Annotated in this window: 22 protein-coding genes; 17 read left to right on the plus strand and 5 right to left on the minus strand. The window is 68.2% G+C overall.

Features of this window, described 5'->3' with window-relative positions; genetic code table 11:
- Position 1 precedes the first annotated feature (1 nt).
- On the minus strand, positions 2-898 hold the full coding sequence (locus JL37_RS16695) for a GlxA family transcriptional regulator (RefSeq protein WP_043545822.1): 897 nt from the start codon (positions 896-898) through the stop codon (positions 2-4).
- Between the two features lie 90 nt (positions 899-988).
- Between JL37_RS16695 and JL37_RS16700 the strand changes: the two genes are divergently transcribed.
- Complete coding sequence (locus JL37_RS16700) at positions 989-1666, plus strand: DJ-1/PfpI family protein (protein ID WP_043545455.1); 678 nt, start codon at positions 989-991, stop codon at positions 1664-1666.
- A gap of 6 nt (positions 1667-1672) precedes the next feature.
- Here the strand turns inward: JL37_RS16700 and JL37_RS16705 are convergent, their stop codons facing one another.
- Positions 1673-2155 carry an Lrp/AsnC family transcriptional regulator gene (locus tag JL37_RS16705; protein ID WP_043545456.1) on the minus strand — a complete coding sequence of 161 codons (483 nt, stop codon included), beginning with the start codon at positions 2153-2155 and terminating at the stop codon, positions 1673-1675.
- A 141-nt stretch (positions 2156-2296) separates the two neighbouring features.
- Here JL37_RS16705 and JL37_RS16710 point away from each other — a divergent pair, with 141 nt between their 5' ends.
- Complete coding sequence (locus JL37_RS16710) at positions 2297-2920, plus strand: LysE family translocator (RefSeq protein ID WP_231570365.1); 624 nt, start codon at positions 2297-2299, stop codon at positions 2918-2920.
- Positions 2921-2965: 45 nt separating this feature from the next.
- Here JL37_RS16710 and JL37_RS16715 read toward each other — a convergent pair whose 3' ends face one another.
- From JL37_RS16715 to JL37_RS16725, 3 genes are all read right to left on the minus strand, one after another.
- Positions 2966-4852 carry an ABC transporter ATP-binding protein gene (locus JL37_RS16715; RefSeq protein WP_043545458.1) on the minus strand — a complete coding sequence of 629 codons (1887 nt, stop codon included), beginning with the start codon at positions 4850-4852 and terminating at the stop codon, positions 2966-2968.
- A 412-nt stretch (positions 4853-5264) separates the two neighbouring features.
- Positions 5265-7145 (minus strand): TRAP transporter large permease subunit, encoded by a 1881-nt coding sequence (locus tag JL37_RS16720; RefSeq protein ID WP_369798562.1) that lies wholly within the window; start codon positions 7143-7145, stop codon positions 5265-5267.
- Between the two features lie 8 nt (positions 7146-7153).
- Positions 7154-8167: a TRAP transporter substrate-binding protein gene (locus JL37_RS16725; protein WP_043545460.1), complete on the minus strand. Its 1014-nt coding sequence runs from the start codon at positions 8165-8167 to the stop codon at positions 7154-7156.
- Between the two features lie 238 nt (positions 8168-8405).
- On the opposite strand from JL37_RS16725, the gene JL37_RS16730 reads away from it, so the two are divergent.
- From JL37_RS16730 to JL37_RS16800, 15 genes are all read left to right on the plus strand, one after another.
- On the plus strand, positions 8406-9227 hold the full coding sequence (locus JL37_RS16730) for an IclR family transcriptional regulator (RefSeq protein ID WP_043545461.1): 822 nt from the start codon (positions 8406-8408) through the stop codon (positions 9225-9227).
- A 42-nt stretch (positions 9228-9269) separates the two neighbouring features.
- Complete coding sequence (locus JL37_RS16735) at positions 9270-10442, plus strand: acetyl-CoA acetyltransferase (protein ID WP_043545462.1); 1173 nt, start codon at positions 9270-9272, stop codon at positions 10440-10442.
- Positions 10439-12100: an acyl-CoA synthetase gene (locus JL37_RS16740; protein ID WP_043545463.1), complete on the plus strand. Its 1662-nt coding sequence runs from the start codon at positions 10439-10441 to the stop codon at positions 12098-12100. The genes JL37_RS16735 and JL37_RS16740 overlap by 4 nt, the downstream gene beginning before the upstream one ends.
- Positions 12101-12134: 34 nt before the next feature.
- Entirely contained in the window at positions 12135-12899 is a 765-nt protein-coding gene (locus tag JL37_RS16745) for an SDR family NAD(P)-dependent oxidoreductase (RefSeq protein ID WP_043545464.1), read from the plus strand.
- Positions 12900-12974: 75 nt separating this feature from the next.
- A complete protein-coding gene (locus tag JL37_RS16750) occupies positions 12975-13556 on the plus strand; it encodes a PCC domain-containing protein (protein WP_052097290.1) in 582 nt (193 codons plus the stop codon).
- Complete coding sequence (locus tag JL37_RS16755; RefSeq protein ID WP_197064620.1) at positions 13543-13938, plus strand: PPC domain-containing DNA-binding protein; 396 nt, start codon at positions 13543-13545, stop codon at positions 13936-13938. The genes JL37_RS16750 and JL37_RS16755 overlap by 14 nt, the downstream gene beginning before the upstream one ends.
- Before the next feature lie 187 nt (positions 13939-14125).
- The gene (locus tag JL37_RS16760) at positions 14126-14989 is read left to right on the plus strand and encodes a VOC family protein (RefSeq protein ID WP_043545467.1); all 864 of its coding nucleotides are present in this window, start codon (positions 14126-14128) and stop codon (positions 14987-14989) included.
- Positions 14986-15693 (plus strand): class II aldolase/adducin family protein, encoded by a 708-nt coding sequence (locus tag JL37_RS16765; RefSeq protein ID WP_043545468.1) that lies wholly within the window; start codon positions 14986-14988, stop codon positions 15691-15693. Before JL37_RS16760 ends, JL37_RS16765 begins: the two co-directional genes overlap by 4 nt.
- Positions 15694-15704: 11 nt before the next feature.
- Positions 15705-17159, plus strand: a complete 1455-nt coding sequence (locus JL37_RS16770; protein ID WP_043545469.1) for a 2-hydroxymuconic semialdehyde dehydrogenase — start codon at positions 15705-15707, stop codon at positions 17157-17159.
- A gap of 80 nt (positions 17160-17239) precedes the next feature.
- A complete protein-coding gene (locus tag JL37_RS16775; protein WP_043545470.1) occupies positions 17240-18415 on the plus strand; it encodes an ABC transporter substrate-binding protein in 1176 nt (391 codons plus the stop codon).
- Positions 18416-18443: 28 nt separating this feature from the next.
- A complete protein-coding gene (locus tag JL37_RS16780; RefSeq protein WP_043545471.1) occupies positions 18444-19364 on the plus strand; it encodes a branched-chain amino acid ABC transporter permease in 921 nt (306 codons plus the stop codon).
- Between the two features lie 28 nt (positions 19365-19392).
- Entirely contained in the window at positions 19393-20424 is a 1032-nt protein-coding gene (locus JL37_RS16785; protein ID WP_043545472.1) for a branched-chain amino acid ABC transporter permease, read from the plus strand.
- Positions 20421-21200, plus strand: coding sequence for an ABC transporter ATP-binding protein (locus JL37_RS16790; RefSeq protein ID WP_043545473.1), 780 nt, complete (start codon positions 20421-20423; stop codon positions 21198-21200). The genes JL37_RS16785 and JL37_RS16790 overlap by 4 nt, the downstream gene beginning before the upstream one ends.
- Positions 21201-21209: 9 nt before the next feature.
- The gene (locus JL37_RS16795) at positions 21210-21908 is read left to right on the plus strand and encodes an ABC transporter ATP-binding protein (RefSeq protein WP_043545475.1); all 699 of its coding nucleotides are present in this window, start codon (positions 21210-21212) and stop codon (positions 21906-21908) included.
- 1 nt (position 21909) lies between these two features.
- Positions 21910-22680: an SDR family NAD(P)-dependent oxidoreductase gene (locus tag JL37_RS16800; protein WP_043545477.1), complete on the plus strand. Its 771-nt coding sequence runs from the start codon at positions 21910-21912 to the stop codon at positions 22678-22680.
- Positions 22681-22714: the final 34 nt, after the last annotated feature.

A 22714-nucleotide genomic window follows, 5' to 3' on the forward strand; every position in this document is an offset into this window, starting at 1 on the left:
GTCATTCCGGCGCCGTCCGTCCCGGCGCCGGCCCCAGCGCGAACTGGCGCGCCATTTCCTTTCTGGACACCTTGCCGCTCGCGGCAAGCGCCGCCGCGCGCTCTTCGCGCAGCCGCCTCAGCACTTCGGTCGGGGCGACGCCGAAATGCGCGGCGAACTTGCGCTGGAAGGTCCGGCGCGACATGTGGCAGGCGTCGGCCATGTCGTCCACCGACCAGCGGGCCGACAACTGCGCTTCCATTTTCTCGACCAGGTCGCGGAAGGGCGCTGCCACCCGGTCCTGCAGGCGCAGCGTCTGGCTGTACTGGCGCTGGTCGCCGTTGCGCCGCATGAAGACAACCAGCCTGCGCGCCACCTGCTGCGACAGGTCCGGCCCGAAATCGCGTTCGATCAACGCCAGCGCCAGGTCGATGCCGGCGGTGACGCCGGCCGAGGTCCAGTATTTGCCGCTTTCGATGAAGATGCGGTCGTCCTGCACGCGCAGGGCGGGATAGTGCGATTGCAGGCGCGTGGCCGAGCGCCAGTGCGTGGTGACTGCCAGTCCGTCGAGCAGCCCGGTGGCGGCCAGGACGAAGGCGCCGGTGCATACGCTGCAGGTGCGCCGGGTGTCCGGGTCGCGGCGGCGCAGCCAGGCTTGCGTTTCGCGATGGGCGCTGGCGAGGTCCGCGCCGGGGCCGCCGGGCACGAGGATGGTATCGACCGGCGCGTCGGCGTCGTCCGCGAAGGTGCCGTCCATCTGCATGCGCAGGCCCTGCTCCCAGGTGGCGACCACGGGCGTGGCGGCGATGGTGTGCAATTGGTATAGCTTGCGCCCGGCCTCTTCGTTCGCTGAGCTGAACGCCTGCCATGGCCCGGCCAGGTCCAGGGGCTGGAAACCGTCGTACAGCACGAACAGGATGCGTAATGGCGCATTCGGGGCCGCAATTGGCGCGACCGGCCGGGCGCGTCCGCCTATCCTGGGGGCTGGCGTTTCCAAAGGAGCATCGTCATGCATGTGAATTTTCTCTTGTTCGAGGGCCTGACCCAGCTGGATATGACCGGGCCGTACGAGGTGCTGTCTGGCGCGCCGGGCTTCACCGTGGATTTTGTCGCAAAAACGCGGGATCCGGTACGGTCCGATCGCGGCTTGTGCTTCGTGCCCACACAAACCATCGCGTCCGCGCCGCCCTGCGACCTGCTGGTGGTGCCGGGCGGACCGGGCACGGATGATGCCATCGTCGATCCCGATTGGGTGGCGTTCACGCGCAAGCAGGGGCTGGAAGCGCGGTACGTGTTCGGCATCTGCACGGGTTCGTTGCTGCTGGGCGCGGCGGGGCTGCTGCGCGGCAAACGGGCTTCCAGCCACTGGCGCGCACGCGAATTGCTGTCGCGCTTCGGCGCCATTCCCAGCGACGAGCGCATGTGCGTGGACGGCAGGATATTCACGGCGGGCGGGGTGACCTCGGGCATCGATATGGGGCTGAAGGTCGTGGCGGAACTGTGCGGGGAGGACGTGGCCAAGCTGATCCAGCTGCAGATCGAATACGACCCCAAGCCGCCGTTTCCCGGCGGCACGCCGAAGACCTCGGAGCCGGCCGTCGTGGAACGCTATCTGGCGATGTCGCAGGCCCGCTTCGAGCGCCGCTCCCAGGCGGTGGACCGCGCCGCGGCGGCGATGGCGTCCTGAAGAGGCCTACCTGGCCAGGTGTTCCAACGGCAGCGGACTTTGCGGTTTGACGGTCTGGATGGCGAAGTTGCTGCGGATGTCCTTCACGCCGGGCAGCTTTAGCAGGGTATGGAGCAGGAAGCGCTCGTAGGCGCGCAAGTCCGGCACCACCACCTGCAGCAGGAAGTCGGATTCGCCGGAAACCAGATGCGCGGAGATGACCTCCGGCAGCGCGCTGACTTCCTTACGGAATTCGGCGGCGTCCCGTTCGTGGTGCCGTTCAACCTTGATGCCCACGAAGACGGTCAGGCCCAGGCCGACTTCGTCGGGCGCCAGCCGGGCCTCGTATCCCTGGATGACGCCTGCCTCTTCCAGCAGGCGCACGCGGCGCAGGCAGGGGGACGGCGACAGCCCGATCTGTTCGGCCAGTTCGACATTGGTCAGGCGGCCGTTCTGCTGCAGGGCCTCGAGGATGCGGCGGTCGTAGCCGTCCAATTCGCGCTTGGGCATGAAATCCGGATTTGATAATAGATATTGGTGAAATATGCCAATAATAATAGTTCGGATGGCAGGAATAGCAAGCACATGCCAGCCCGATTTTTCTAGAATGAGCTCCTTTCATGAGACTGGCGGGAGCGGGCGATGGCGGATATGGCGATGTTTCTGGGGGCGCTGCTGATCGTCTATGTGGTGCCGGGGCCCGACATGATCCTGCTGCTGGAAACCGGCCTGCTGCGCGGGCGCGGACAGGCGCTGGCGGTGGCTGCGGGGCTGGCTATCGCCCGGGCCGCGCACGTAACGCTGGCCGCGCTGGGTCTGGCGGCCTTGTTCAAGACCCATCCCTGGGCCTTCGACGCCGCGCGCACGGTGGGCGGGTGCTATCTGGTCTGGCTGGGCGTGCGCCTGCTGCGCGCGGGGCCGGTGTCGTACGACGCCGTCGGCCAGGCCGCGCCGAGCAGGGCCGGTTGGGGGCCGGCGCTCCTGAGCGGCGTGCTGACCAATGTGCTCAATCCCAAGGCCCTGTTGTTCTGCTCGGTGCTGCTGCCGCAGTTCGTGTCGCCGGCGCATGGGCCCATCGGCCGGCAGTTCGCGGTGCTGGGGGTGGTGCTGGTCGGCCTGGGCCTGGCGCTGGACGTGATGTGCGCGCTGGCGGGTGGGGCGGTGGGACGCTGGATGTCGGCCAGCCCGCGCGCGCAGAAGATCCAGAGCCGGGTGTTCGGCGTGGCCCTGATCGCCTTCGGCCTGCGCCTGACGATCGCGCAGCGTCCCGCATGAAATGCGGCGCTTGCGGGGCGAGCACCCGCAAGCGCCGCAAGAGGCCTATTTGGCGAAGGCGTACGAGGATTCGTCCTCTTCTTCGTCCCGCGCCGGAGGCGGAACCGCGCCGTCCCCCAGCAGCTCGTCCGGCCGCAGGCCCTTCGTCAGTTCCAGGGCCTGGCGTTCGAACAGGCGCCGGTACAGGCCGTTCTTCAAGCGGATCAGCGCCTCGTGGCTGCCTTCCTCGATGACGCGGCCATGGTCCATGACCAGCAGGCGGTCCAGCGCGCGCACGGTGGACAGGCGGTGCGCCACCACCAGCGTCGTGCGGCCCTCCATCAGGCGGTCCATCGCCCGCTGGATCAGCACCTCGCTCTCGCTGTCCAGGCTGGACGTGGCTTCGTCCAGGATGAGGATGGGCGCATCCGCAAGGAACGCGCGCGCGATGGCCACGCGCTGGCGTTCGCCGCCGGACAGCTTCACGCCGCGCTCGCCCACCAGCGTGTCGTAGCCCTTGGGCAGCGCCATGATGAAATCATGGGCGCTGGCCAGCCGCGCGGCCTGCTCGATTTCGGCCTGCGTGGCGCCGGGCCGCGCATAGGCGATGTTCTCCGCCAGGGTGCGGTGGAACAGCACCGGCTCCTGCTGCACGATGGCGATCTGGCTGCGCAGGGAAGCCTGCTTCGCCTGAGCGATGTCCTGCCCGTCGATGGTGATGCGGCCGCCGTTCACGTCATAAAGGCGCTGGATCAGCTTGATGAACGTGGTCTTGCCCGATCCGGAATGCCCCACCAGCCCGATCCGCTCGCCCGGCGCGATGCGCACCGAGAACCTGTCGTACAGCGCCGTGCCGTGCGCGCCGTAGCGGAAGGTCACGTCTTCGAACCGGATCTCGCCGGCGGTGACGCGGATCTCGCCCGCGCCGCGCCGGTCCTCCACGCCCAGAGGCTGCTTTTCCAGGGCGACCAGTTCTTCCATGTCGTTGACCGAGCGCTGCAGGTTGCGGATGTGCATGCCCACGTCGCGCAGGTGGCCCTGCAGCATGAAGAACATCGTCAGGGCGAAAGTGATGTCGCCCACGCTGGCCTGGTTGCGCGACCACAGCAGCAGCGACACGCCCAGGATGCCGGCCTGCATCGCCACCAGCATCGCGGCCTGGATGCCGCCGTTCAGCGTGCCGCGGATCCAGGTGCGGCGCGTGCGACGGCGCCATTTGTCGACGACGCGGCCCAGCCGGGTTTCTTCGCGCTCTTCGGCGCCGAAGGCCTTGACCACGGCGTTGCAGCTCACGGCGTCGGCCAGGGCGCCGCCCATGCGGGTGTCCCAGGCGTTGCCCAGGCGCGCCGCCGGCGCCACGTAGCGCAGAGACAGCGTGGTGGTGACGGCGATGTACAGCACCGAACCCGCGCCGACCACCAGGCCCATCACGGGCCAGTGCGCGCCCAGCAGGGCGGTGGCGCCGACCAGCATGACGACCGAGGGCAGCAGCGCGACGAGCAGCGTGTCGTTCAGGAGGTCCACGGCCCACATGCCGCGGGTGATCTTGCGCACCGTCGAGCCGGCGAAGCTGTTGGCATGCCAGTCGGTGGAAAAGCGCTGCACACGGTGGAAGGCGTTGGACACCATCTCATTCATCATCTTCAGCGTGAAGACGATGATGTTCTGGAACACGGCCTGGCGCAGCAGGGCGCTGCCGATGCCCAGCGCGATCAGCAGCCAGAACGAGGTGAGGGCGGCGCTCCAGACCAGCTCGTCGCCCGCGGCGCCGGAAGCCACGGCGTCGACCAGCCGGCCGGCATATAGCGGGGTCAGCACATCGGCCAGCGCCGACAGCAGCGCGAGCGCGACGATCAGCGCCGTGCGCCAGGGTTGCGCGCGCCAGTAGCGGAAGGTAAAGCCCAGGACATCCTTGAAGGCCTGTCCTCGAAGATCGATTGTTTTTCTAGCCATTGCAATGGCCCGGCGGCACCAGGACGCCGGGAGTCCTTGTGTGGAAAGAGGAAGGAACGGCCCGCGCGAGAGGCGCAGGCATTGCGTTTACGGGTTTGGGGCGGGCACGGAGGACCAGTCGCTAGATAGGCATCCAGCGATGGGTCCGCGCGGGCGACGACTTAATGGCGTCGCGGGGACACGCGCGGGACGGCGGTTTGCGGGTACATCATCGTTCGCCTCCCAGTGGTGTATTGAATGGAGAAAAGGAATGGGCAAAGGCCCGAATTGAAGATTCTATAGAAATGGTGTAGCCGGATCAACGGGCGCGCGCGCGGTGTGGGTTTTTTTCAACTTGCGGCCCGGGCCGATGCGGCGTGCGGCAGGAAGGAGAGAGGGGCGAGACGCGCCGAGAGGGCGCGCCCCGCTCGGGCTATTTGAGAAAGCCCGTGGAGATCCAGGGAATCGCGGCGATGACGACGATGCCGATCGCAAGCGAGCTCAGGTACCCCATGATGGGCCGGATGCCGGCTTCCGGGGCGACCCGACCGATGGCGCAGGCGGCGTAGTAGCCCACGCCGAAGGGCGGCGCGAACAGGCCCAGGCCCATGGACAGGATGACGACCATGGCGTAATGGACTTCATGGATGCCCATCTGGTGCGCGATGGGAAACAGCAGCGGGCCGAACAGCACGATGGCGGGAATGCCCTCCAGCACGCTGCCCAGGATGACGAACGCGACGATGGAAACGGCCATGAAGGTCGCCGCGCCGCCGGGCAGGCCTGCCATGGTGGCGGCGAGCTGCGTGGAGAATCCCGATTGCGTCAGCGCCCAGGCCATGCCGGTCGCGGTGCCGATGATGAGCAGGATGGCGCCGGACAGGCAAGCCGTATCCACCAGCATGGGCTTGAGCCGCTTGACGTCGAAACAGCGGTAGACCAGCAGCCCGACGAGCGTGGCGTAGACGATGCCGATGGTGGAAACCTCAGTCGCCGTGGCTACGCCTTCCACCACGGCTGCGCGGATGACGAAGGGCAGCGCCAGCGCCGGCAGCGCCACCACCAGCGCGCGGCCGATCTGGCGGCCGCTGGCCTTGCGCACCGCGCTCAGGTCTTCGCGGCGGTTGCGCCACCAGACGACCAGGCACAGCATCACGCCCAGCACCAGCCCCGGCAGCAGGCCGCCGATGAACAACGCCGTGATGGATACGCCCGTGACCGAGCCAATGGTGATGAGCACGAGGCTGGGCGGCACGGTTTCGGTCTGCGCGCCCGTGGCGGACAGCAGCGCGACCAGATCGCCCTCGTCTGCGCCCCGCTCGCGCATTTCGGGAAACAGCACCGGCGCCACGGCCGCCATGTCCGCCGCCTTGGCGCCGGAGATGCCCGATACCACGTACATGGCGCCGATCAGCACGTAGGACAGCCCGCCGCGCACGTGCCCGAGCAGGCTGGCCAGGAAGGCCACCATGCGCTTGGCCATGCCGGTCATTTCGATAAGCACGCCCAGGAACACGAACAGGGGCACCGCGAGCAGGATCAGGTGGGACATGCCCTCGTCCATGCGTCCGACCACCACCATCATCGGCACGTCGGTGGTCAGCGACAGGTAGCCGAACGTGGCCAGGCCGAACGAGAAGGCGATAGGCACGCCCGCGAACACCGTCGCCGCCACGATTCCGACGAAGAAGATCAGCAGGTTCAGATTGCCCAGGCCGGCGAACACCGGCTGCAGCGCCGCCATGGCGGCCACCACGCCGCCGACCAGCAGCAGCGCGAGCCCCGTGGTGCGCCATTGCGCGCATTCGACCAGCCGCAGCAGGGCGATCAGCGCCATCAGGGCCGTGCCCACGGGCAGGGCGGCGGCACGCCAGACGTTGGGGATCTCCAGCGCGGCGGTCGTGACATAGCGCTCTTCCGAGGCGTATTCGAATCCCGGCGCCTGCAGCATGAGCAGGAAGGCCAGCGCGGCCGCCACCGCCACCATGTCCAGCACCGCGCGGGTTGCGGGCGAGGCGCGGTTGACGAGGGCGCCCATGCGCATGTGCTCGCCGCGGCGGAAGGCGACGACGGCGCCCAGCATCGCCAGCCAGAGGAACAGGATGGAGGCCAGCTCGTCCGACCATACCAGGGGCTCGTGCAGCGCGTAGCGCGCCACGATGCCCGAGAACAGGATGACGATCTCCGCGACCACCAGGATGGCCGCGGGGATCTCCACCAGGTGCCCCAGCGCCCTGTCGGCCGCGACTGCCCAGGCGCGCCTGGCGCCCGGCGGCGCCTCCGCGCCCGCCAGCATGTCCGCCGGGTGCGTCATCGCCGCCCTCATGACAGGCTCCCCACGGATTGCTCGAGCAGGCCCCATGCCTTCTCGCCGTACTTCTCCTTCCAGCCCGCATAGAAGCCGGCCTTGCGCAGAGCGTCGCGGATGGGGGCCGGGTCGGGAGTGTTGAAGGCCAGTCCTTCTTCCGCCAGCTTGGCCTGCAACTGGTTGTTCAGGGCCAGCACGTCTGCGCGTTCGGCCATGCCGGCGCCGTTGATGTGCTTGGCGACGATCTCGCGGATGTCGGCCGGCAGCTTTTCCCAGGCGCGACGGTTGCCCAGGAACCAGAAGCCGTCCCACATGTGGTTGGTCATGGAGCAGTACTTCTGCACCTCGTAGAACTTGGCGGTCTGGATGATCGCCAGAGGGTTCTCCTGGGCGTCGACCACGCGGGTCTGCAGCGAGGAATAGGTTTCGTTGAAATTGATGCTGGCGGGCGAAGAGCCCAGCGCCTTGAACATGGACGTCCACAGAGGACTCACGGGCACGCGGATCTTCAGGTCGCGGAAGTCGTCCGGGCTTGCGATGGCGCGCGAGCTGGTGGTGACCTGGCGGAACCCGTTGTCCCAGATGCGATCCATGACGATCAGGCCCTTGCCGTTGATTTCGCGGCGGATGTGCGCGCCGAGCTCGCCGTCCATGGCCTTCCACACCGCGTCATAGTCGGGGAACGCGAAACCGATGCCGCTGATGGATGCTGCGGGGACCAGCGTGGACAGGATCAGGCCCGAGAGGGTGAAGAACTCGACGGCGCCCGCGCGCAATTGGCTGAGCGTGTCGGTGTCGGAACCCAGCTGGCTGCTGGGAAATATGGCCAGCTCGAAGCGGCCCCCGGTATCGCGCAGGATATTCTGCGCGGCCTCGTTCGCGCGCACGTTCATGGGGTGCGCGGGTGGCAGGTTGTTGGCGTATTTGTACCGGTACTGCGGCGCGGCCAGCGTGCGCTGGAACGGCGCCAGGGCCAGAAGCGCGCCGCCTCCCGCGGCGCTCATGAGTTTGCGTCGAGTCGTGTTCATGCTGTCTCCTTGGTTATGAGATCCGGCCCGCTGCGAGGGCGGCCGGATAAAGCGCCTTTCCAGGCTTCTTGCTTTATCTTTGCATGCGGTCCATTATATGGACCTATGTTCTACCCTTAAATTCATTAAATCACACCGATTATCTAGCGTAAATCACTAAAACTGGTGCAGAATGAAAAAACAGGATAAATACAGAGGTCCACAAAATGGACCATCTGAAAAATCAGACGGAGACGATGTGGCGGAAACCTCATCCCAGGTCGGCGGCGCCCAGGCGATTTCGCGAGCCATGCTCGTGCTGCGCGGCGTGTCGCGCATGCGCGGCGAGGGCGCCGGCCTGTTGGCGCTGACCCGGGACACGGGCATGAGCAAGCCGACCGTCCATCGCATACTCGCGGCGCTCAGCGCCGAGGGCATGGTCGAGCAGGACCCGGCCAGCCGCCGCTACTTCCTCGGGCCCGAATGCCACGTGCTGGGCAATATCGCCAGCGAACGCTTCGGCATCAATCGGCTGGCCGCGCCCGTGGTGGCGCGGCTGGCGCATGAATGCGGGGATTCCGCCTTCTTTTCCCTTCGGCGCGATGTGTTCGCGGTCTGCGTGCTGCGCGAAGACGGGGACTACCCGCTGAAGACGCATGTGCTGCTGCCGGGAGACCGCCATCCGCTGGGCATCGGCGCAGGCAGCCTGGCCATCCTGGCGGCCTTGCCCGATGACGACGTCGAGGCGTGCCTGCAGGCGAACGCGGCCTTGATCGCGCGGCGCTACCCGCACTATTCGGTGCCTCTTATCCGTACGCTGGTGGATGAAGTCCGCGAACAGGGCTATGCCGTGAACCGCGGCCTGGTGGTTCCGGGCTCTTGGGGCATTGGCATGCCGCTGCGCGATGAGCAGGGGCACGTGCTTGGCGCGCTGAGCATCGCCGCGGTCGAGTCGCGCATGGACGAGGAAAGGCAGTTTCAACTGGCCAAGCTGTTGTCCCGCGAGGCCAAACGCCTGCTAGCGCAGGCCAATCCCGGGAGCCGCGAGGCGCGGACGCGTCCGCCGGCCCCCAAGCCCTGATCCGCCGCGCGGCGGGGCCGGGCGCCACTTGAGGAGACAGTGATGAGCAAGCGTGCCGTCATCGTGGGATGGTCGCACATTCCATTCGGCAAACTCGAGGACCCCGACACCGAGAGCCTCATGGCCCGCGTGTCCGGCGCGGCCCTGGACCACGCGGGCATCGCCCCGGAGGCGGTGGACGGCATTTATGCCGGCGTCATGAACAGCGGCTTCCAGAAGCAGGATTTCCAGGGCGCGCTGGTGGCGCTGGCGCATCCGGCCCTGGCGCAGGTGCCGGCGGCGCGGCTGGAAAACGCATGCGCGACGGGCTCGGCGGCGCTGTACGCGGCGATGGATTTCATCGAGGCGGGCAGGGGGCGCGTGGCGCTGGTCGTCGGCGCCGAGAAAATGACCTCGCGCCCGACGGCTGAAATCGGCGACATCCTGCTGAACGCCAGTTATCGCAAGGAAGAGGCTGACATCGCCGGCGGATTCGCCGGCGTCTTCGGCCGTATCGCCGCCGCCTATTTCGAGCGCCACGGCGACCAGGGCGAGGCGCTGGCGCACATCGCCGCAAAGAATCACAAGAACGGCGTGGACAATCCCTACGCGCAGATCCGCAAGGACCTCGGATTCGAGTTCTGCAACACCGTTTCGGAAAAGAACCCGTACGTGGCTGCGCCGTTGCGCCGCACCGACTGCTCGCTGATCTCGGACGGCGCGGCGGCGCTGGTGCTGGCGGACGAGGAAACGGCGGCCGGCCTGAGCCGCGCCATCGCCTTCCGGGCGCGGCGCCAGGCCAACGACATCCTGCCGCTCAGCAGGCGCGACCCGATCGCTTTCGAGGGCGCGGCGCGCGCGTGGCGCGAAGCATTGGCGGACGCGGGCGCGACGCTGGACGACTTGAGCTTCGTGGAAACGCACGATTGCTTCACCATCGCAGAGCTGATCGAGTACGAAGCCATGGGGCTGACGCCACGCGGGCAGGGGGCGCGGGCATTGCGGGAAGGGTGGGTCCAGAAGGGCGGCCGCCTGCCGGTCAATCCGTCGGGCGGCCTGAAGGCGAAGGGGCATCCCGTGGGCGCGACGGGCGTGTCCATGCACGTCATGGCGTGCCTGCAGCTGATGGGGGAGGCGCAGGGCATGCAGGTGCCTGGCGCCACGCTGGCGGGCGTGTTCAACATGGGCGGCGCGGCGGTAGCCAACTACGTCAGCATCCTGGAGCGCGCCAAATGAGCGGCCGCCCGGATTTTGTTCCGGACGCCGCCTGCGCGGCGCCTGCTGGCGGCGTGGCGCCCGTATCGCGCCGGGCGATGAACCTGGCGCATTTCCTGGTCCAGGCGGCGCGCCGCCATCCCGCCCGCGCGGCGCTGCTGTGCGGCGGCATGCGCCGCAGCTGGAGCGAGCTGGACGCGCGCACCGCCGCCTTGGCGCAGGCGCTGGCCGAGCGCGGCGTGGGCAAGGGCGACCGGGTATTGGTGCATTCCCGCAATAGTTTCGAATTTGTCGAAACCCTGTTCGCCGTGCTGCGCCTGGGTGCGGTCTGGGTGCCGACCAATTTCCGCATTTCGCCGGACGAGGCCGTCTATCTGGCCCAGGCGGCGGGCGCCAAGGCCTTTCTCTGCGAAGGGCAGTCCCCCGAGCACGCCGCGGCGGTGGCCAGCGCCATGCCCGGGCTGGCGCTGCTGGCGCGGCTGGGGCCTGGCAACTTCGGCGAGGCCGACACCGCTTCGCTCATCGAGGCGCGCCTGGGCGGTGCGCCGCGGGCGTGCGTCGACGTCGACTACGACGATCCGTGCTGGTTCTTTTTCACCTCAGGCACCACGGGGCATCCGAAGGCCGCCGTGCTGACCCATGGGCAGATGGCCTTCGTGGTTACGAATCACTTGTGCGACCTGATGCCGGGCACCACGGAAGAAGACGTCAGCCTCGTCGTCGCGCCGCTGTCCCACGGCGCGGGCATCCATTTCCTGACCCAGGTGGCGCGCGCCGCGTGCTCGGTGCTGCCGGAAGGATCGCGCTTCGACGCCGGCGAGCTGTGGCGGCTGGTGGAGCGCCACGGCGTGACCAACATGTTCACCGTGCCCACCATCGTGAAGATGCTGGTGGAGCATCCCGCCGTGGACGAGTGCGACCATGGCAGCCTGCGGTATGTGATCTACGCCGGCGCGCCGATGTATCGCGAAGACCAGAAGCGCGCTCTGGAAAAGCTCGGCAGCGTGCTGGTGCAGTACTTCGGGCTGGGCGAAGTCACTGGCAATATCACCGTGCTGCCGCCCTCGCAGCATCGCGCCGGCGATGCGCCGGGCGCGCGCGCCGGCACTTGCGGATACGAGCGCACCGGCATGCAGGTCAGCATCCAGGACGAGGCGGGGCTGCCGCTGCCCGCGGGGCAGACGGGCGAGATCTGCGTTTGCGGCCCCGCGGTGTTCGCGGGCTACTACGCCAATCCGCAAGCCAATGCCAAGGCCTTTCGGGACGGCTGGTTCCGCACCGGCGACCTGGGCTACCAGGACGAAGAGGGCTATCTCTACATCACTGGCCGGCAGTCCGACATGTACATCTCGGGCGGATCGAATATCTACCCGCGCGAGGTGGAGGAAAAAGTGCTGGCCCATCCCGCCGTGGCGGAAGCCGCGGTGCTGGGCGTGCCCGACCCGACCTGGGGGGAGGTGGGCGTGATGGTCTGCGTGCTGCGTCCCGGCCATGCGCTGGAGGCGGAGGCGCTGCTGGATTGGCTGGCGCCGCGCATTGCGCGCTACAAGCTGCCGCGCCACGTGTTTTTCTGGGAGGCGCTGCCCCGGTCCGGCTACGGCAAGATCACCAAGAAGCTGGTGCGCGACGCCTTGCACGAGCGCGGCTGCCTTGCGCAGGCGGCGCTGGCTGGCCGCTGAACGGCAGTATCCACAACAACGAGGAGGCAGGATCATGAATATGGCGCAAGAGGCAATTCTGGTCACGGGCGGGGCGTCGGGCATCGGCCTGGCCGTGGCGCGCGGTCTGCTGGACGCGGGACGCAAGGTGCTGGTGGCCGATGTTTCGCAGGAGAAACTGGACGAAATCCGGGAAATGGCTCCGGCCGGCCGCCTGGGCTGCGTGCGTCTGGACGTGTCCGACGAGGCGCAGGTGGTGGACGCGATGGCCCGGCTGGAGCAGGATTTCGGGCCGATATCCGGCCTGGTGAACTCGGCCGGAATCGGCCGCGACGTGCCCTTTCTGGATACCGATGCGGCCATGCTGCGGCGCATCCTGGAAGTCAATCTCGTGGGGTCTTTCGTGGTGGCGCGCGAAGCGGCGCGGCGCATGCGCGAGCGGCGGCGCGGGTCCATCGTCAATATCGCCTCCGTGTCCGGCATACGGGGCAACGCCGGCCGCGCGGCCTACGGCGCGTCCAAGGGGGGCGTGGTGACTCTGACGCGCGTGATGGCCGTGGAGCTGGCGGCTTACGGCATCAGGGTGAACGCCGTCGCCCCGGGGCCGATCGAGACGCCGCTGGTGGGGCAGATGCATACGGAGGCGGCCCGCGCCGCCTGGCGCCAGGTCGTGCCGCAGCACCGTTATGCCACGCCCGAAGAGCTGAACGGAACCATAGGCTGGCTGCTGGACGAAGCTCAATCCAGCTACGTGACGGGCCAGGTCATATGCGTGGACGGCGGGTTCACCGCCGCCGGCATGCTGCCCGCCGTGCATTGACCCGGGCCTGTCGCGCCGACAGGCCCGGATTTTCCGATTCCACCCATCGCGCCACAAGCGCACGGAGTCCAGACCATGCGAACCATCACCGTGGATCGTACGTCGCGGGGATCACAGGCATTGCCCCGCCCTAGAACATTGATACATCCGGGAGCCTTCAACCCGGTGCGCATCCATAGCCGCAGCGCGCGGCAGGGACGCCACTTCCGCCTGTGCTTGCGGCCGGGCGCGAGCCTGCATGACGCCCTGGTCGGGGCATTGGCCGGCGCCGGCGTCGCCAACGCCTCGATGACCCTGCTGGGCGGCGTGTTCAGCCATCTCGACTATTGCACCGCTCCGCCCGATCCCGAGCATCGCCGGGTCGTGGCCTACACCGAGCCGATCTCGGCGGGGCCCGCTTATCTGATCTTTGGCAACGCCACGCTGGGCAAGGGCGATGGCGGGGGGGCGCTGGTGCATTGCCATGCCGCGTTCTGCAATGAGCAGGGAGAACCGCTGGGCGGCCACATCATTGCGCAAACCTCGATTCTCGGCCCCTTGCCCGTCCCCGTGCTGGTGACGGCGCTGGACGGGATCGAACTGCGAGCCACCTACGACGCAGAAACCAATCTGCGGCTGCTGCAACCTCATGGAGCCCAAGACCATGATGCCGCCTGAAATCGAAACCGGAACCATGGGCCGGGTGGCCTACGCGCGGATCGGTCCCAACGAGGACCTGGTGCAAGGCGTCGAAAAACTCTGCCTTGCCGAGGGGTTCCGCAACGCCTTCGTCCGGGGGGCGCTGGGCAGTCTCGTCGACGCCTGCCTGTACGCGCGCGACGGGGGCTATCGCCATCTCAATGGGCCCGCCGTGGAAATCGTAAGCCTGGCGGGCGAGGTCAGGGCGCAGCCGGACGGCTCGCTCGTCGCGTCGCTGTCAGGCGTGGTCGCCGACCCGCAGGGCCGGATACATGGCGGCCCCTTCGTGCCCGGCGCCAATCCGATCTGCATGACGTTCGAGGTCACGCTGGAGGAGTGGCTGCCCGCCGCCGGCGATTGATCCGCCGGCCGGGGCGCTGCACCGCCCCGGCCGGTCCTCGTGGCCGCGGTTCGCGCGCGTCTCTTGCTCCTGAATTCAAAAATCTCGATAAAAATTATTGACGCCGAGATTTTTGCTGCTTATCGTAGAAAAAAAGGCGCTCGGATGACCGGCATGAAGCCGGCGGCGGCGCATCAGGAGACAAGCAGTGATACGGCTACACGACATCCGGTACGTCCGGCTGGGCACCCGCGACCTGGAGGGCGCGATCCGCTACGCGACCACCGTGCTGGGGCTTGAACTGGCTCGCAGGGAACACGGCGCGGCCTATTTCAAGTCCGATTCGCGCGACCATACCCTTTGCTATTTCGAAGGCGACCCCCGGGACCATACCGCCGCGTTCGAGGTGGACTCCCCCGAAGAGCTGGAACGCGCCGGCGCGGTGCTGGAGCGCAGCGGCTATGCGGTCGTGGCGGGCAAGAGGGAAGAGGCCGAACAGCGCTACGTGCGCGACTTTCTCGGTTTCACCGACCCGTCCGGCAACCGCATCGAGCTCGTGCATGCCCCGCAGCACAGCGGCCGCCGCTATTTCCCGGCCCGCGACGCAGGCGTCACGGGGTTTTCGCATATCGGCCTGCGCACGCTGGATGCGCGGCGCGACGAAGCTTTCTGGACCGGCCTGCTGTCGGCGCGCGTCAGCGACCGCATCGGCGAGGCCCCTCTGCTGCGCATCGACGAAGTGCACCACAAGATCGCGCTGTTCCCGTCCGCCTATCCGGGCGTGCAGCACATCAACCACCAGGTGGAAAGCATCGACGACATCATGCGCGCCTGGTATCAGCTGCGCGAATGGAACGTGCCGATCCGGTTCGGCCCGGGGCGGCATCCGACCTCCGGCGCGATGTTCCTGTATTTCGACGGGCCGGACGGCATGATCTACGAATACTCCACCGGCGTGCGGCTGATCAGCGCCGAAGAGGAAAAGACCTACCGGCCCCGCAGCTTCCCGGCCGTGCCGTCGTCATTCTGCATGTGGGGCGCCAAGCCCGATATCCCGGAGTTCAAGTCGTGAGCGCCGCGCCAAGGCCTGCCGCCGGGCAAGAGGCGCTGGTCCGCGTGGCGGCGCGCGCCCTGGCCCGCGCCAATCTGGTCCACGCCTACGGCCATTGCAGCAGCCGGATCGACGGCGATCATTTCCTGGTATGCGCGGCCCGTCCCATGGGCCTGATCGAACCGGGCGAGGCCGGCGCGGTGGTGCCGGTGCATGGCGAGTTGCCCGAAGGCGTGCTGGGAGAGGTCCGCATCCACCAGCACATCTACCGGACGCGGCCCGAAGTACGGGGCGTGGTGCGGTCGATGCCGCCCACCGTCATGACCCTGTCCTCGGCGCGCGTGACGCCCAGGCCGCGGCACGGGATGGGTTCGTACTTCTCGCCGGCCGTTCCGCTCTGGGACGATCCCCAGCTGGTGCGCAGCGACGCGCAGGCGCGCGGCGTGGCCGAGGCGCTGGGCGCGGCGCGGGCGGTGGCCATGCGGGGCAACGGCGCGGTGGTGGCGGCCGAGTCGCTCATGCATGCCGTGGTGCTGACCTGGTATCTCGAAGACGCCGCCCGCATCGAATTGCAATTGCGGTCGGCCGGGCTGGCCGACGGCGCGCCGACGCTGGCGCCCGAAGAGGCGGCCGCGCGCGCCGTGGGCACGGGCCGCATCTACGAGCGCATGTGGGAATACCTGACCGCCGGCGACCCTGAAGCGGCGCTGGCCGACCTGTCTTAACCGAGGACGCAATGAGCGATTTCCGCAATTTCATCAACGGCCAGTGGGTCGCCACCGGCAATACGTTCGACAACCGGGATCCGGTCGACAACCGCCTGATCGGCCGCGTGCACGAAGCGGGCGACGCCGAGGTCGACGCCGCCGTCCAGGCCGCCAAGGCGGCGCTGCGGGGCCCCTGGGCCAAGCTGAAGACGCAGCAGCGCGTAGAGCTGTTGCACGCGGTGGCCGACGGCATCACGCGCCGTTTCGACGATTTCGTCGACGCCGAGATCGCCGACACCGGCAAGCCCTACGATCTGGCCAGCCACCTGGACATTCCACGCGGCGCGGCGAATTTCAAGATATTCGCGGATCTGATCCGGAATGTCCCGAACGAGAGCTTCGACCTGGAGACGCCGGACAACGGCCATGCCCTGAACTATGGCGTGCGCGTGCCGCGCGGCGTGATCGGGGTGATCTGCCCCTGGAACCTGCCGCTCTTGCTGATGACCTGGAAGGTGGGGCCTGCGCTGGCCTGCGGCAACACCGTGGTGGTCAAGCCATCCGAGGACACGCCGGGCACGGCCACGCTGCTGGGCGAGGTGATGAACGAGGTCGGCGTGCCGCCCGGCGTCTACAACGTGGTGCATGGCCGGGGCCCGGGTTCCGCGGGTGAGAAGCTCACCCGCCATCCGCTGGTCGACGGCATCACCTTCACCGGCGAAACCCGCACGGGCGAGGCCATCATGCAGGCCGCCGCGGTGGGCGTGCGGCCCGTGTCGTTCGAGTTGGGCGGCAAGAACGCGGGCATCGTGTTCGCCGACGCGGATTTCGACAAGGCGGTGGCGGGCATCGCGCGCGCCGCGTTCGACAACACCGGACAGGTCTGCCTGGGCACCGAGCGCGTCTACGTGCAGCGGCCGATCTTCGAGCGCTTCGTGGCGGCGCTGGGCGAGCGGGCGAAGGGTTTCAAGCTGGGCCGCCCCAAGGATCCCGGCGTGAACCTGGGGCCGCTGATTTCGCAGCGCCACCGGGACAAGGTGCTGAGCTATTACTCCCGAGCCCGCGAAGAGGGCGCCACGGTGGTGGCCGGCGGAGGCGTGCCCGACATGCCGGACGAGCTGGCCGCCGGCGCGTGGGTGCAGCCCACGGTCTGGACCGGCCTGCCCGAAACCTCGGCCGTCATCCAGCAGGAAATCTTCGGGCCGTGCTGCCATATCGCTCCCTTCGATACCGAGGAGGAAGCCGTCGCGCTGGCGAACGCCACGCGCTACGGACTGGCCGCCAGCGTCTGGACCGGCAACGTGGGCACGGCGCACCGGATGGGACAGGCGCTGGAAGTGGGCATCTGCTGGATCAATTCCTGGTTTCTGCGCGACCTGCGCACGGCATTCGGCGGCGCCAAGCAGTCCGGCATCGGCCGCGAAGGCGGCGTGCATTCGCTGGAGTTCTATACCGAGCTGCGCAATGTCTGCGTGAAGCTCTGAACCAGGGCCTGACGACAGGCCCCGATACGGCAGGCGCCGCGCAGAACGGCGCCGCCGCCCATCCCCCAAGGAGACATAGCATGCAAGCATACGCACGCGGGCTGTCCGCGCTTGCCGCCGCGGCGGCCCTGACGGCGGCAGGCCCTGCAATGGCGGACATCCGCATCGGCTTTACCGGCGTGCTGTCCGGCCCCCAGGCGGCGCTCGGGCAGGACCAGTACGACGGCCTGATGCTGGGCATCGAGCAACTGGGCGGCAGCCTGGGCGGCCAGAAGGCCGTGGTGATCCGCGACGACGACCAGCTCAAGCCCGACGTGGGCGCGCAGATCGTGCAGAAGTTCATCGAGAAGGACAAGGTGGACGTGATCGTCGGGCTGGGCTTCTCCAATGTGCTGATGGCCGAACTGCGGCGCATCAAGGAGTCGGGCGTGGTGGCCCTGTCCACCAATGCGGGCCCCGCGCCGATCGCAGGCCGCATGTGCCTGCCCAATCTGTTCGTGCTGGGCTGGCAGAACGACAGCATGTCGGAGGCCATGGGCAAGTACGTCAAGGACCAAGGCTACAAGCGGGCCTACCTCATGTCGTCCAACTACCAGGCCGGCAAGGATAAGCTGGCGGGCTTCAAGCGCTTCTACGGCGCGGCCCCGTCGGACGAGATCTATACCCAGCTGGGCCAGCTCGACTATTCCGCCGAGATCTCGCGCATGCAGTCGGCCGGGCCCGATGCGCTGTTCGTGTTCTATACCGGCGGGGTGGGCGTGAACTTCGTGCGCCAGCTGCGCCAGGCCGGCCTGATGGAAAAGCTGCCGTTCTTCTCCGAAAGCCTGATCGACTCCAACACCTTGACGGCGCTGAAGGACCAGGCCGTGGGCGCGATCTACGGCACGCCCTGGGCAACCACCCTGGACAACCCGCAGAACCGCAAGTTCGTCGACGCCTTCAAGGCCAAGTACGGGCGGCTGCCGTCCGAGTACGCGGTGGGCGGCTATGACGCGGCGCATCTGCTGGACGCGGCGGTCAGGCAATTGGGCGGCAAGCTGGGCGACAGCAAGGCGCTGGCCGCGGCGGTGAAGGCCGCCGGCGCCAAGTTTCCCTCGGTCCGCGGCGCGTTCCGCTTCAACACCAACAACATGCCGGTGCAGAACCTGTACGCCTACCAGGTCGTGAAGGAAGGCGACGGCGTGAACGTGAAGCAGCTGGCCACGGTGTTCACCGACCACCAGGACGCCTACGTGGCGGACTGCCCGCTGAAGTGACGCGCGCGCGGCGCAAGGGAGATGCCCCATGAACGGATCGTTGCTCTTGTCGCAGCTGCTCAATGGCCTGCAGCTGGGCGCCTTGCTGTTCCTGCTGTCTTCGGGGCTGACCCTGATCTTCGGCATCATGAACTTCATCAACCTCGCGCACGGGTCTCTCTACATGATCGGCGCCTTCCTGGGCGCCACGGCCTACAACGCCAGCGGCTCGTTCGCCTTCGCCATCCTGGCGGCGGTGGCGGGCAGCGGCTTCGTCGGCGTGGTGCTCGAACGGCTGATCGCCCGTCCGCTGTACCGGCATGACCATCTCTACCAGGTGCTGGCCACCTTCGGCCTGATGATGTTCTTCAACGAACTGGCCTCGGTCATCTGGGGCAGCCGGCCGTACTTCGCGGCCGTGCCCCAGGGGCTGGACGGGGCGGTCAGCCTGTTCGGCAGCGACTATCCGGTGTACCGGCTGATGATCATCGGGGTCGGGGCGCTGGTGGCGCTGGGCGCCTGGTTCCTGATCCAGCGCACGCGCTTCGGCATGCTGATCCGCGCGGGCGCCAGCAATGCCCCCATGGCCAGCGTGCTCGGGGCCAACGTGGATCTGCAGAAGACGCTGCTGTTCCTGCTGGGGGCGGTGCTGGCCGGCGTGGCGGGCGCCTTGGCGGGGCCGATCCTGTCGGTGCAGTCCGGCATGGGCGAGCCCGTGCTGATCCTGGCGCTGGTGGTGATCGTGGTGGGCGGCATCGGATCGGTGCGCGGCACCCTGGTGGCCGCGTTGCTGATCGCCATGATCGACACCCTGGGCCGCGCCTTCCTGCCCGACATGCTGCGCGCCGTCTTCGACGCCTCGGTCGCCAACGCGGTCGGGCCCGCGCTCGCCTCCATGCTGATCTACGTGCTGATGGCCGTGGTACTGGCGTTCCGGCCGCAAGGCCTGGTTTTCTCGGCGCGGCGTTGATCTGCATCCGCCCAAAGGTCTATTCATCATGCAAGAACACAACAAGCGGCGCTGGGCGCTGCCCCTGCTGTTCCTGGTCCTGGCCAGCGTGCCGTTCGCCGCGCAGTGGCTGGGCGAACCGTTCTACGTGACGCTGGGCGCGCGCATCCTGATCTACGCGCTGGCCGCGCTGGCGCTGAACCTGGTGCTGGGCTTCGCCGGGCTGGTGAGCTTCGGCCATGCCATGTTCCTGGGCCTGGGCTGCTACGCGGCGGGCATCCTGAGCTACTACGGCTTCGGCAACGGCTGGCTGCAGCTGGCCGTGTGCATCGCGGTGTGCGCGTTGGTGGCGCTGGCGGTGGGCACGGTCTGCCTGCGCACCTCGGGCATCGGTTTCATCATGATCACGCTGGCATTCGCACAGATGTTCTATTTTCTGGCCGTGAGCCTGCGCGAGTACGGCGGCGACGACGGCCTTAACATCTACGAGCCCAGCTCCTTCGGCCTGTTCGACCTGGACGGCAGCCAGCCGGTGTACTGGGCGGCCTGGGGCCTGCTGCTGGTCTCCAGCATCGCGATGCTGCGCCTGCGCCGTTCGCCCTTCGGCATGATTCTGCGCGCCACGCACGCCAACCCCCGCCGAGTGGACGCCCTGGGCTATTCCGTGTTCGGCGTGCGCCTGACGGCCTATGTGGCGTCCGGCGTGCTGACCGGCATGGCGGGGTTGCTGCTAGCCAACCTGACGGCCTTCGCTTCGCCCAGCTACATGTCCTGGCCGGTGTCGGGCGAGCTTATCGTCATGGTGGTGATCGGCGGCCTGGGCAGCGTGCTGGGCCCGATCGTGGGCGCCATCGCGTATCTGCTGATGGAAGAGGGGTTCAAGAGCCTGACGCAGCACTGGATGCTGCTGATGGGGCCGGCGGTGGTCGCCATCGCCATGGTGGCCAAAGGCGGCTACGGCAATTCCCTGGCCCGGCTGCGGCGCCCGCCGCCGGGCGCCGCGGAGGCCGCCGCGCCGGGGGTAGAGACCGACACCGACCGCCGTCCGCCGGACGCGTTGGCCAAGGAGGCATCCGCATGAGTGCGCACTCCGCCCGTTCCGCCGCGCCCGCCGGCCTGGCCACGCAGGACCTGGTGCGCCGCTTCGGCGGCCTGAAGGCGACCGACGGCGTGTCGCTGGCCGTGGCCCCCGGCGAGCTGCATGCCCTGATCGGCCCCAACGGCGCCGGCAAGACCACCTTGATCAATCTGCTCTCGGGCGAGTTGCGGCCCGACGGCGGTTCCGTGCGCCTGGGAGGCGCCGACGTATCCCGCGCCTCGGTGCAAGAGCGCGTGGCGCAAGGCATGCTGCGTTCCTACCAGGTGACCTCGGTGTTCGACAGCTATACCGTGCTGGACAACGCCTGCCTTGCGGCCCTGCGCAAGCGCCGTCGGCGCCTGTCGCCATGGACGGCCCTGCGCGATTGCGCGGACGTGGTGGACGCGGCGAGGCAGGCGCTGCGGGCCTGCCGGCTGGACGACGTGGCCGAAGCGCCGGTGGAAAGCCTGGCCTACGGCCAGCGCCGCCAGCTGGAGATCGCGATGGCGCTGGCCGGCGAGCCCTCCGTGCTGCTGCTGGACGAGCCCATGGCCGGCATGAGCGCCGCCGAAAGCGCGGGGGTGATCGCATTGCTGCAAAGCCTGAAGGGCCGCTACACCATCGTGCTGGTCGAACACGACATGAACGCGGTCTTCGCGCTGGCCGACCGCATCAGCGTGCTGGTCTATGGCAAGGTCATCGCCACCGGCAGCGCGGACGAAATCCGCAACCATCCCGACGTGCGCCGCGCCTACCTGGGCGACGACGCCGACGCATAGGAGCCCGCCATGTTGAACGTACGCGGATTGACGGCGGCCTATGGCCATTGCCAGGCGCTGTTCGGCGTCGACCTGGACGTGGGGCAGGGCGAGGTCGTGGGCCTCATCGGCCGCAACGGCATGGGCCGCAGCACCGTCATCAAATGCCTGTTCGGCCTGCTTCCCGCCAGCCAGGGCAGCATCGAGTATGGCGGCCGCTCGCTGCGCGGCCTGGCGCCGTACCGGATCGGGCGGCTGGGCCTGTCGCTGGTGCCCGAAGGCCGCCAGATATTCCCGACGCTGACCGTGGAGGAAAACCTGGTGGCCACGGCGTGCGCGCCCAAGGCCGGGGGCGGCTGGACGCTGGAGCGCGTGTATGGCCTGTTTCCCCGCCTGCGCGAACGGCGGGCCAACCTGGGCACGCAGCTCTCCGGCGGCGAGCAGCAGATGCTCGCGCTGGGCCGCGCCCTGATGACCAACCCAAGCCTGCTGGTGCTGGACGAGGCGACGGAAGGGCTGGCGCCCGTGGTGCGGGCCGAGATCTGGCGCGTGCTCGCCCAGCTCAAGGCCGAAGGCTTGTCGATGATCGTGGTGGACAAGAACACCACGGCCTTGCTGCGCCTGTCCGACCGCAACTTCATCCTGGACAAGGGGGTGACGGTGTGGCGGGGAAGCTCGGCGGAATTGTCCGCGCGGCCCGAACTGGTGGCCGCCTACGTAGGAGTCTGAGATGAGATTGCAGGATAGGGTGGCGCTGGTCACCGGCGCCGCTGGCGGCATCGGGCTGGCGATTGCACGGCGCTTCGTGGCCGAAGGGGCCTATGTGCTGATGGCGGACCGCAAGGCCGCCGAGCTGGAGGCTGCGGCGCGCGCGCTGGGCGAGCGGGCGGCCGCCGCGGTGGCCGACGTGGCCGATCCCGCCGACGCGCAGGCGCTGGCGGACGAGTGCGTGCGGCGCTGGGGCGGCCTGGACGTCTGCGTCTGCAACGCGGGCGTGATCCGCGCGGCGGATTTCCTGGAACTGACGCTGGAAGACCTGGACGCGGTCATGAACGTGAACGTGCGCGGCACCTTCCTGGTGGCCCAGGCCGCGGCGCGCGCCATGGTGGCGGGCGGGCGCGGTAACGGCGCCATCGTCACCCTGTCGTCCATGACGGCGGAACTGGCCATGCCCGACCAACTGGCCTACGGCGCCAGCAAGGGCGCGGTGCGCCAGATGACGAAGTCCATGGCGCTGTCCCTGGCGCCGCACGGCATCCGGGTCAACGCTATCGGTCCGGGCAGCATCGACACCGAAATCCTGGCCACCATCACCGCCAATCCCGAGGCGCGCAGAACGGTGCTGTCGCGCATTCCCATGCAGCGGCTGGGATCGACCGACGAAGTCGCCAAGGTGGCCGTGTTCCTGGCCAGCGACGATTCCAGCTATGTCACCGGCCAGACGGTGTATGCGGACGGCGGCAGGCTGGCGCTGAACTACACGGTGGCGGTGAAGGAATAGGCGGGCAGGGCGGCATTGCCGTCTTGCTCATGGC

Origin of the sequence: Achromobacter sp. RTa (assembly GCF_000757485.1) — a bacterium.
Classification (GTDB): domain Bacteria; phylum Pseudomonadota; class Gammaproteobacteria; order Burkholderiales; family Burkholderiaceae_B; genus Achromobacter.

Excerpts from the sequence above, each read along its gene's own strand:
- JL37_RS16800 (WP_043545477.1), top strand. The coding sequence starts at position 21,910 with ATGAGATTGCAGGATAGGGTGGCGCTGGTCACCGGCGCCGCTGGCGGC.
- JL37_RS16795 (WP_043545475.1), top strand. The coding sequence starts at position 21,210 with ATGTTGAACGTACGCGGATTGACGGCGGCCTATGGCCATTGCCAGGCG.
- JL37_RS16735 (WP_043545462.1), top strand. The coding sequence starts at position 9,270 with ATGAGCAAGCGTGCCGTCATCGTGGGATGGTCGCACATTCCATTCGGC.
- JL37_RS16715 (WP_043545458.1), bottom strand. The coding sequence starts at position 4,852 with ATGGCTAGAAAAACAATCGATCTTCGAGGACAGGCCTTCAAGGATGTC.
- JL37_RS16755 (WP_197064620.1), top strand. The coding sequence starts at position 13,543 with ATGATGCCGCCTGAAATCGAAACCGGAACCATGGGCCGGGTGGCCTAC.
- JL37_RS16750 (WP_052097290.1), top strand. The coding sequence starts at position 12,975 with ATGCGAACCATCACCGTGGATCGTACGTCGCGGGGATCACAGGCATTG.
- JL37_RS16775 (WP_043545470.1), top strand. The coding sequence starts at position 17,240 with ATGCAAGCATACGCACGCGGGCTGTCCGCGCTTGCCGCCGCGGCGGCC.
- JL37_RS16745 (WP_043545464.1), top strand. The coding sequence starts at position 12,135 with ATGAATATGGCGCAAGAGGCAATTCTGGTCACGGGCGGGGCGTCGGGC.
- JL37_RS16700 (WP_043545455.1), top strand. The coding sequence starts at position 989 with ATGCATGTGAATTTTCTCTTGTTCGAGGGCCTGACCCAGCTGGATATG.
- JL37_RS16720 (WP_369798562.1), bottom strand. The coding sequence starts at position 7,145 with ATGACGCACCCGGCGGACATGCTGGCGGGCGCGGAGGCGCCGCCGGGC.
- JL37_RS16780 (WP_043545471.1), top strand. The coding sequence starts at position 18,444 with ATGAACGGATCGTTGCTCTTGTCGCAGCTGCTCAATGGCCTGCAGCTG.
- JL37_RS16790 (WP_043545473.1), top strand. The coding sequence starts at position 20,421 with ATGAGTGCGCACTCCGCCCGTTCCGCCGCGCCCGCCGGCCTGGCCACG.
- JL37_RS16705 (WP_043545456.1), bottom strand. The coding sequence starts at position 2,155 with ATGCCCAAGCGCGAATTGGACGGCTACGACCGCCGCATCCTCGAGGCC.
- JL37_RS16725 (WP_043545460.1), bottom strand. The coding sequence starts at position 8,167 with ATGAACACGACTCGACGCAAACTCATGAGCGCCGCGGGAGGCGGCGCG.
- JL37_RS16770 (WP_043545469.1), top strand. The coding sequence starts at position 15,705 with ATGAGCGATTTCCGCAATTTCATCAACGGCCAGTGGGTCGCCACCGGC.
- JL37_RS16710 (WP_231570365.1), top strand. The coding sequence starts at position 2,297 with ATGGCGATGTTTCTGGGGGCGCTGCTGATCGTCTATGTGGTGCCGGGG.
- JL37_RS16785 (WP_043545472.1), top strand. The coding sequence starts at position 19,393 with ATGCAAGAACACAACAAGCGGCGCTGGGCGCTGCCCCTGCTGTTCCTG.
- JL37_RS16740 (WP_043545463.1), top strand. The coding sequence starts at position 10,439 with ATGAGCGGCCGCCCGGATTTTGTTCCGGACGCCGCCTGCGCGGCGCCT.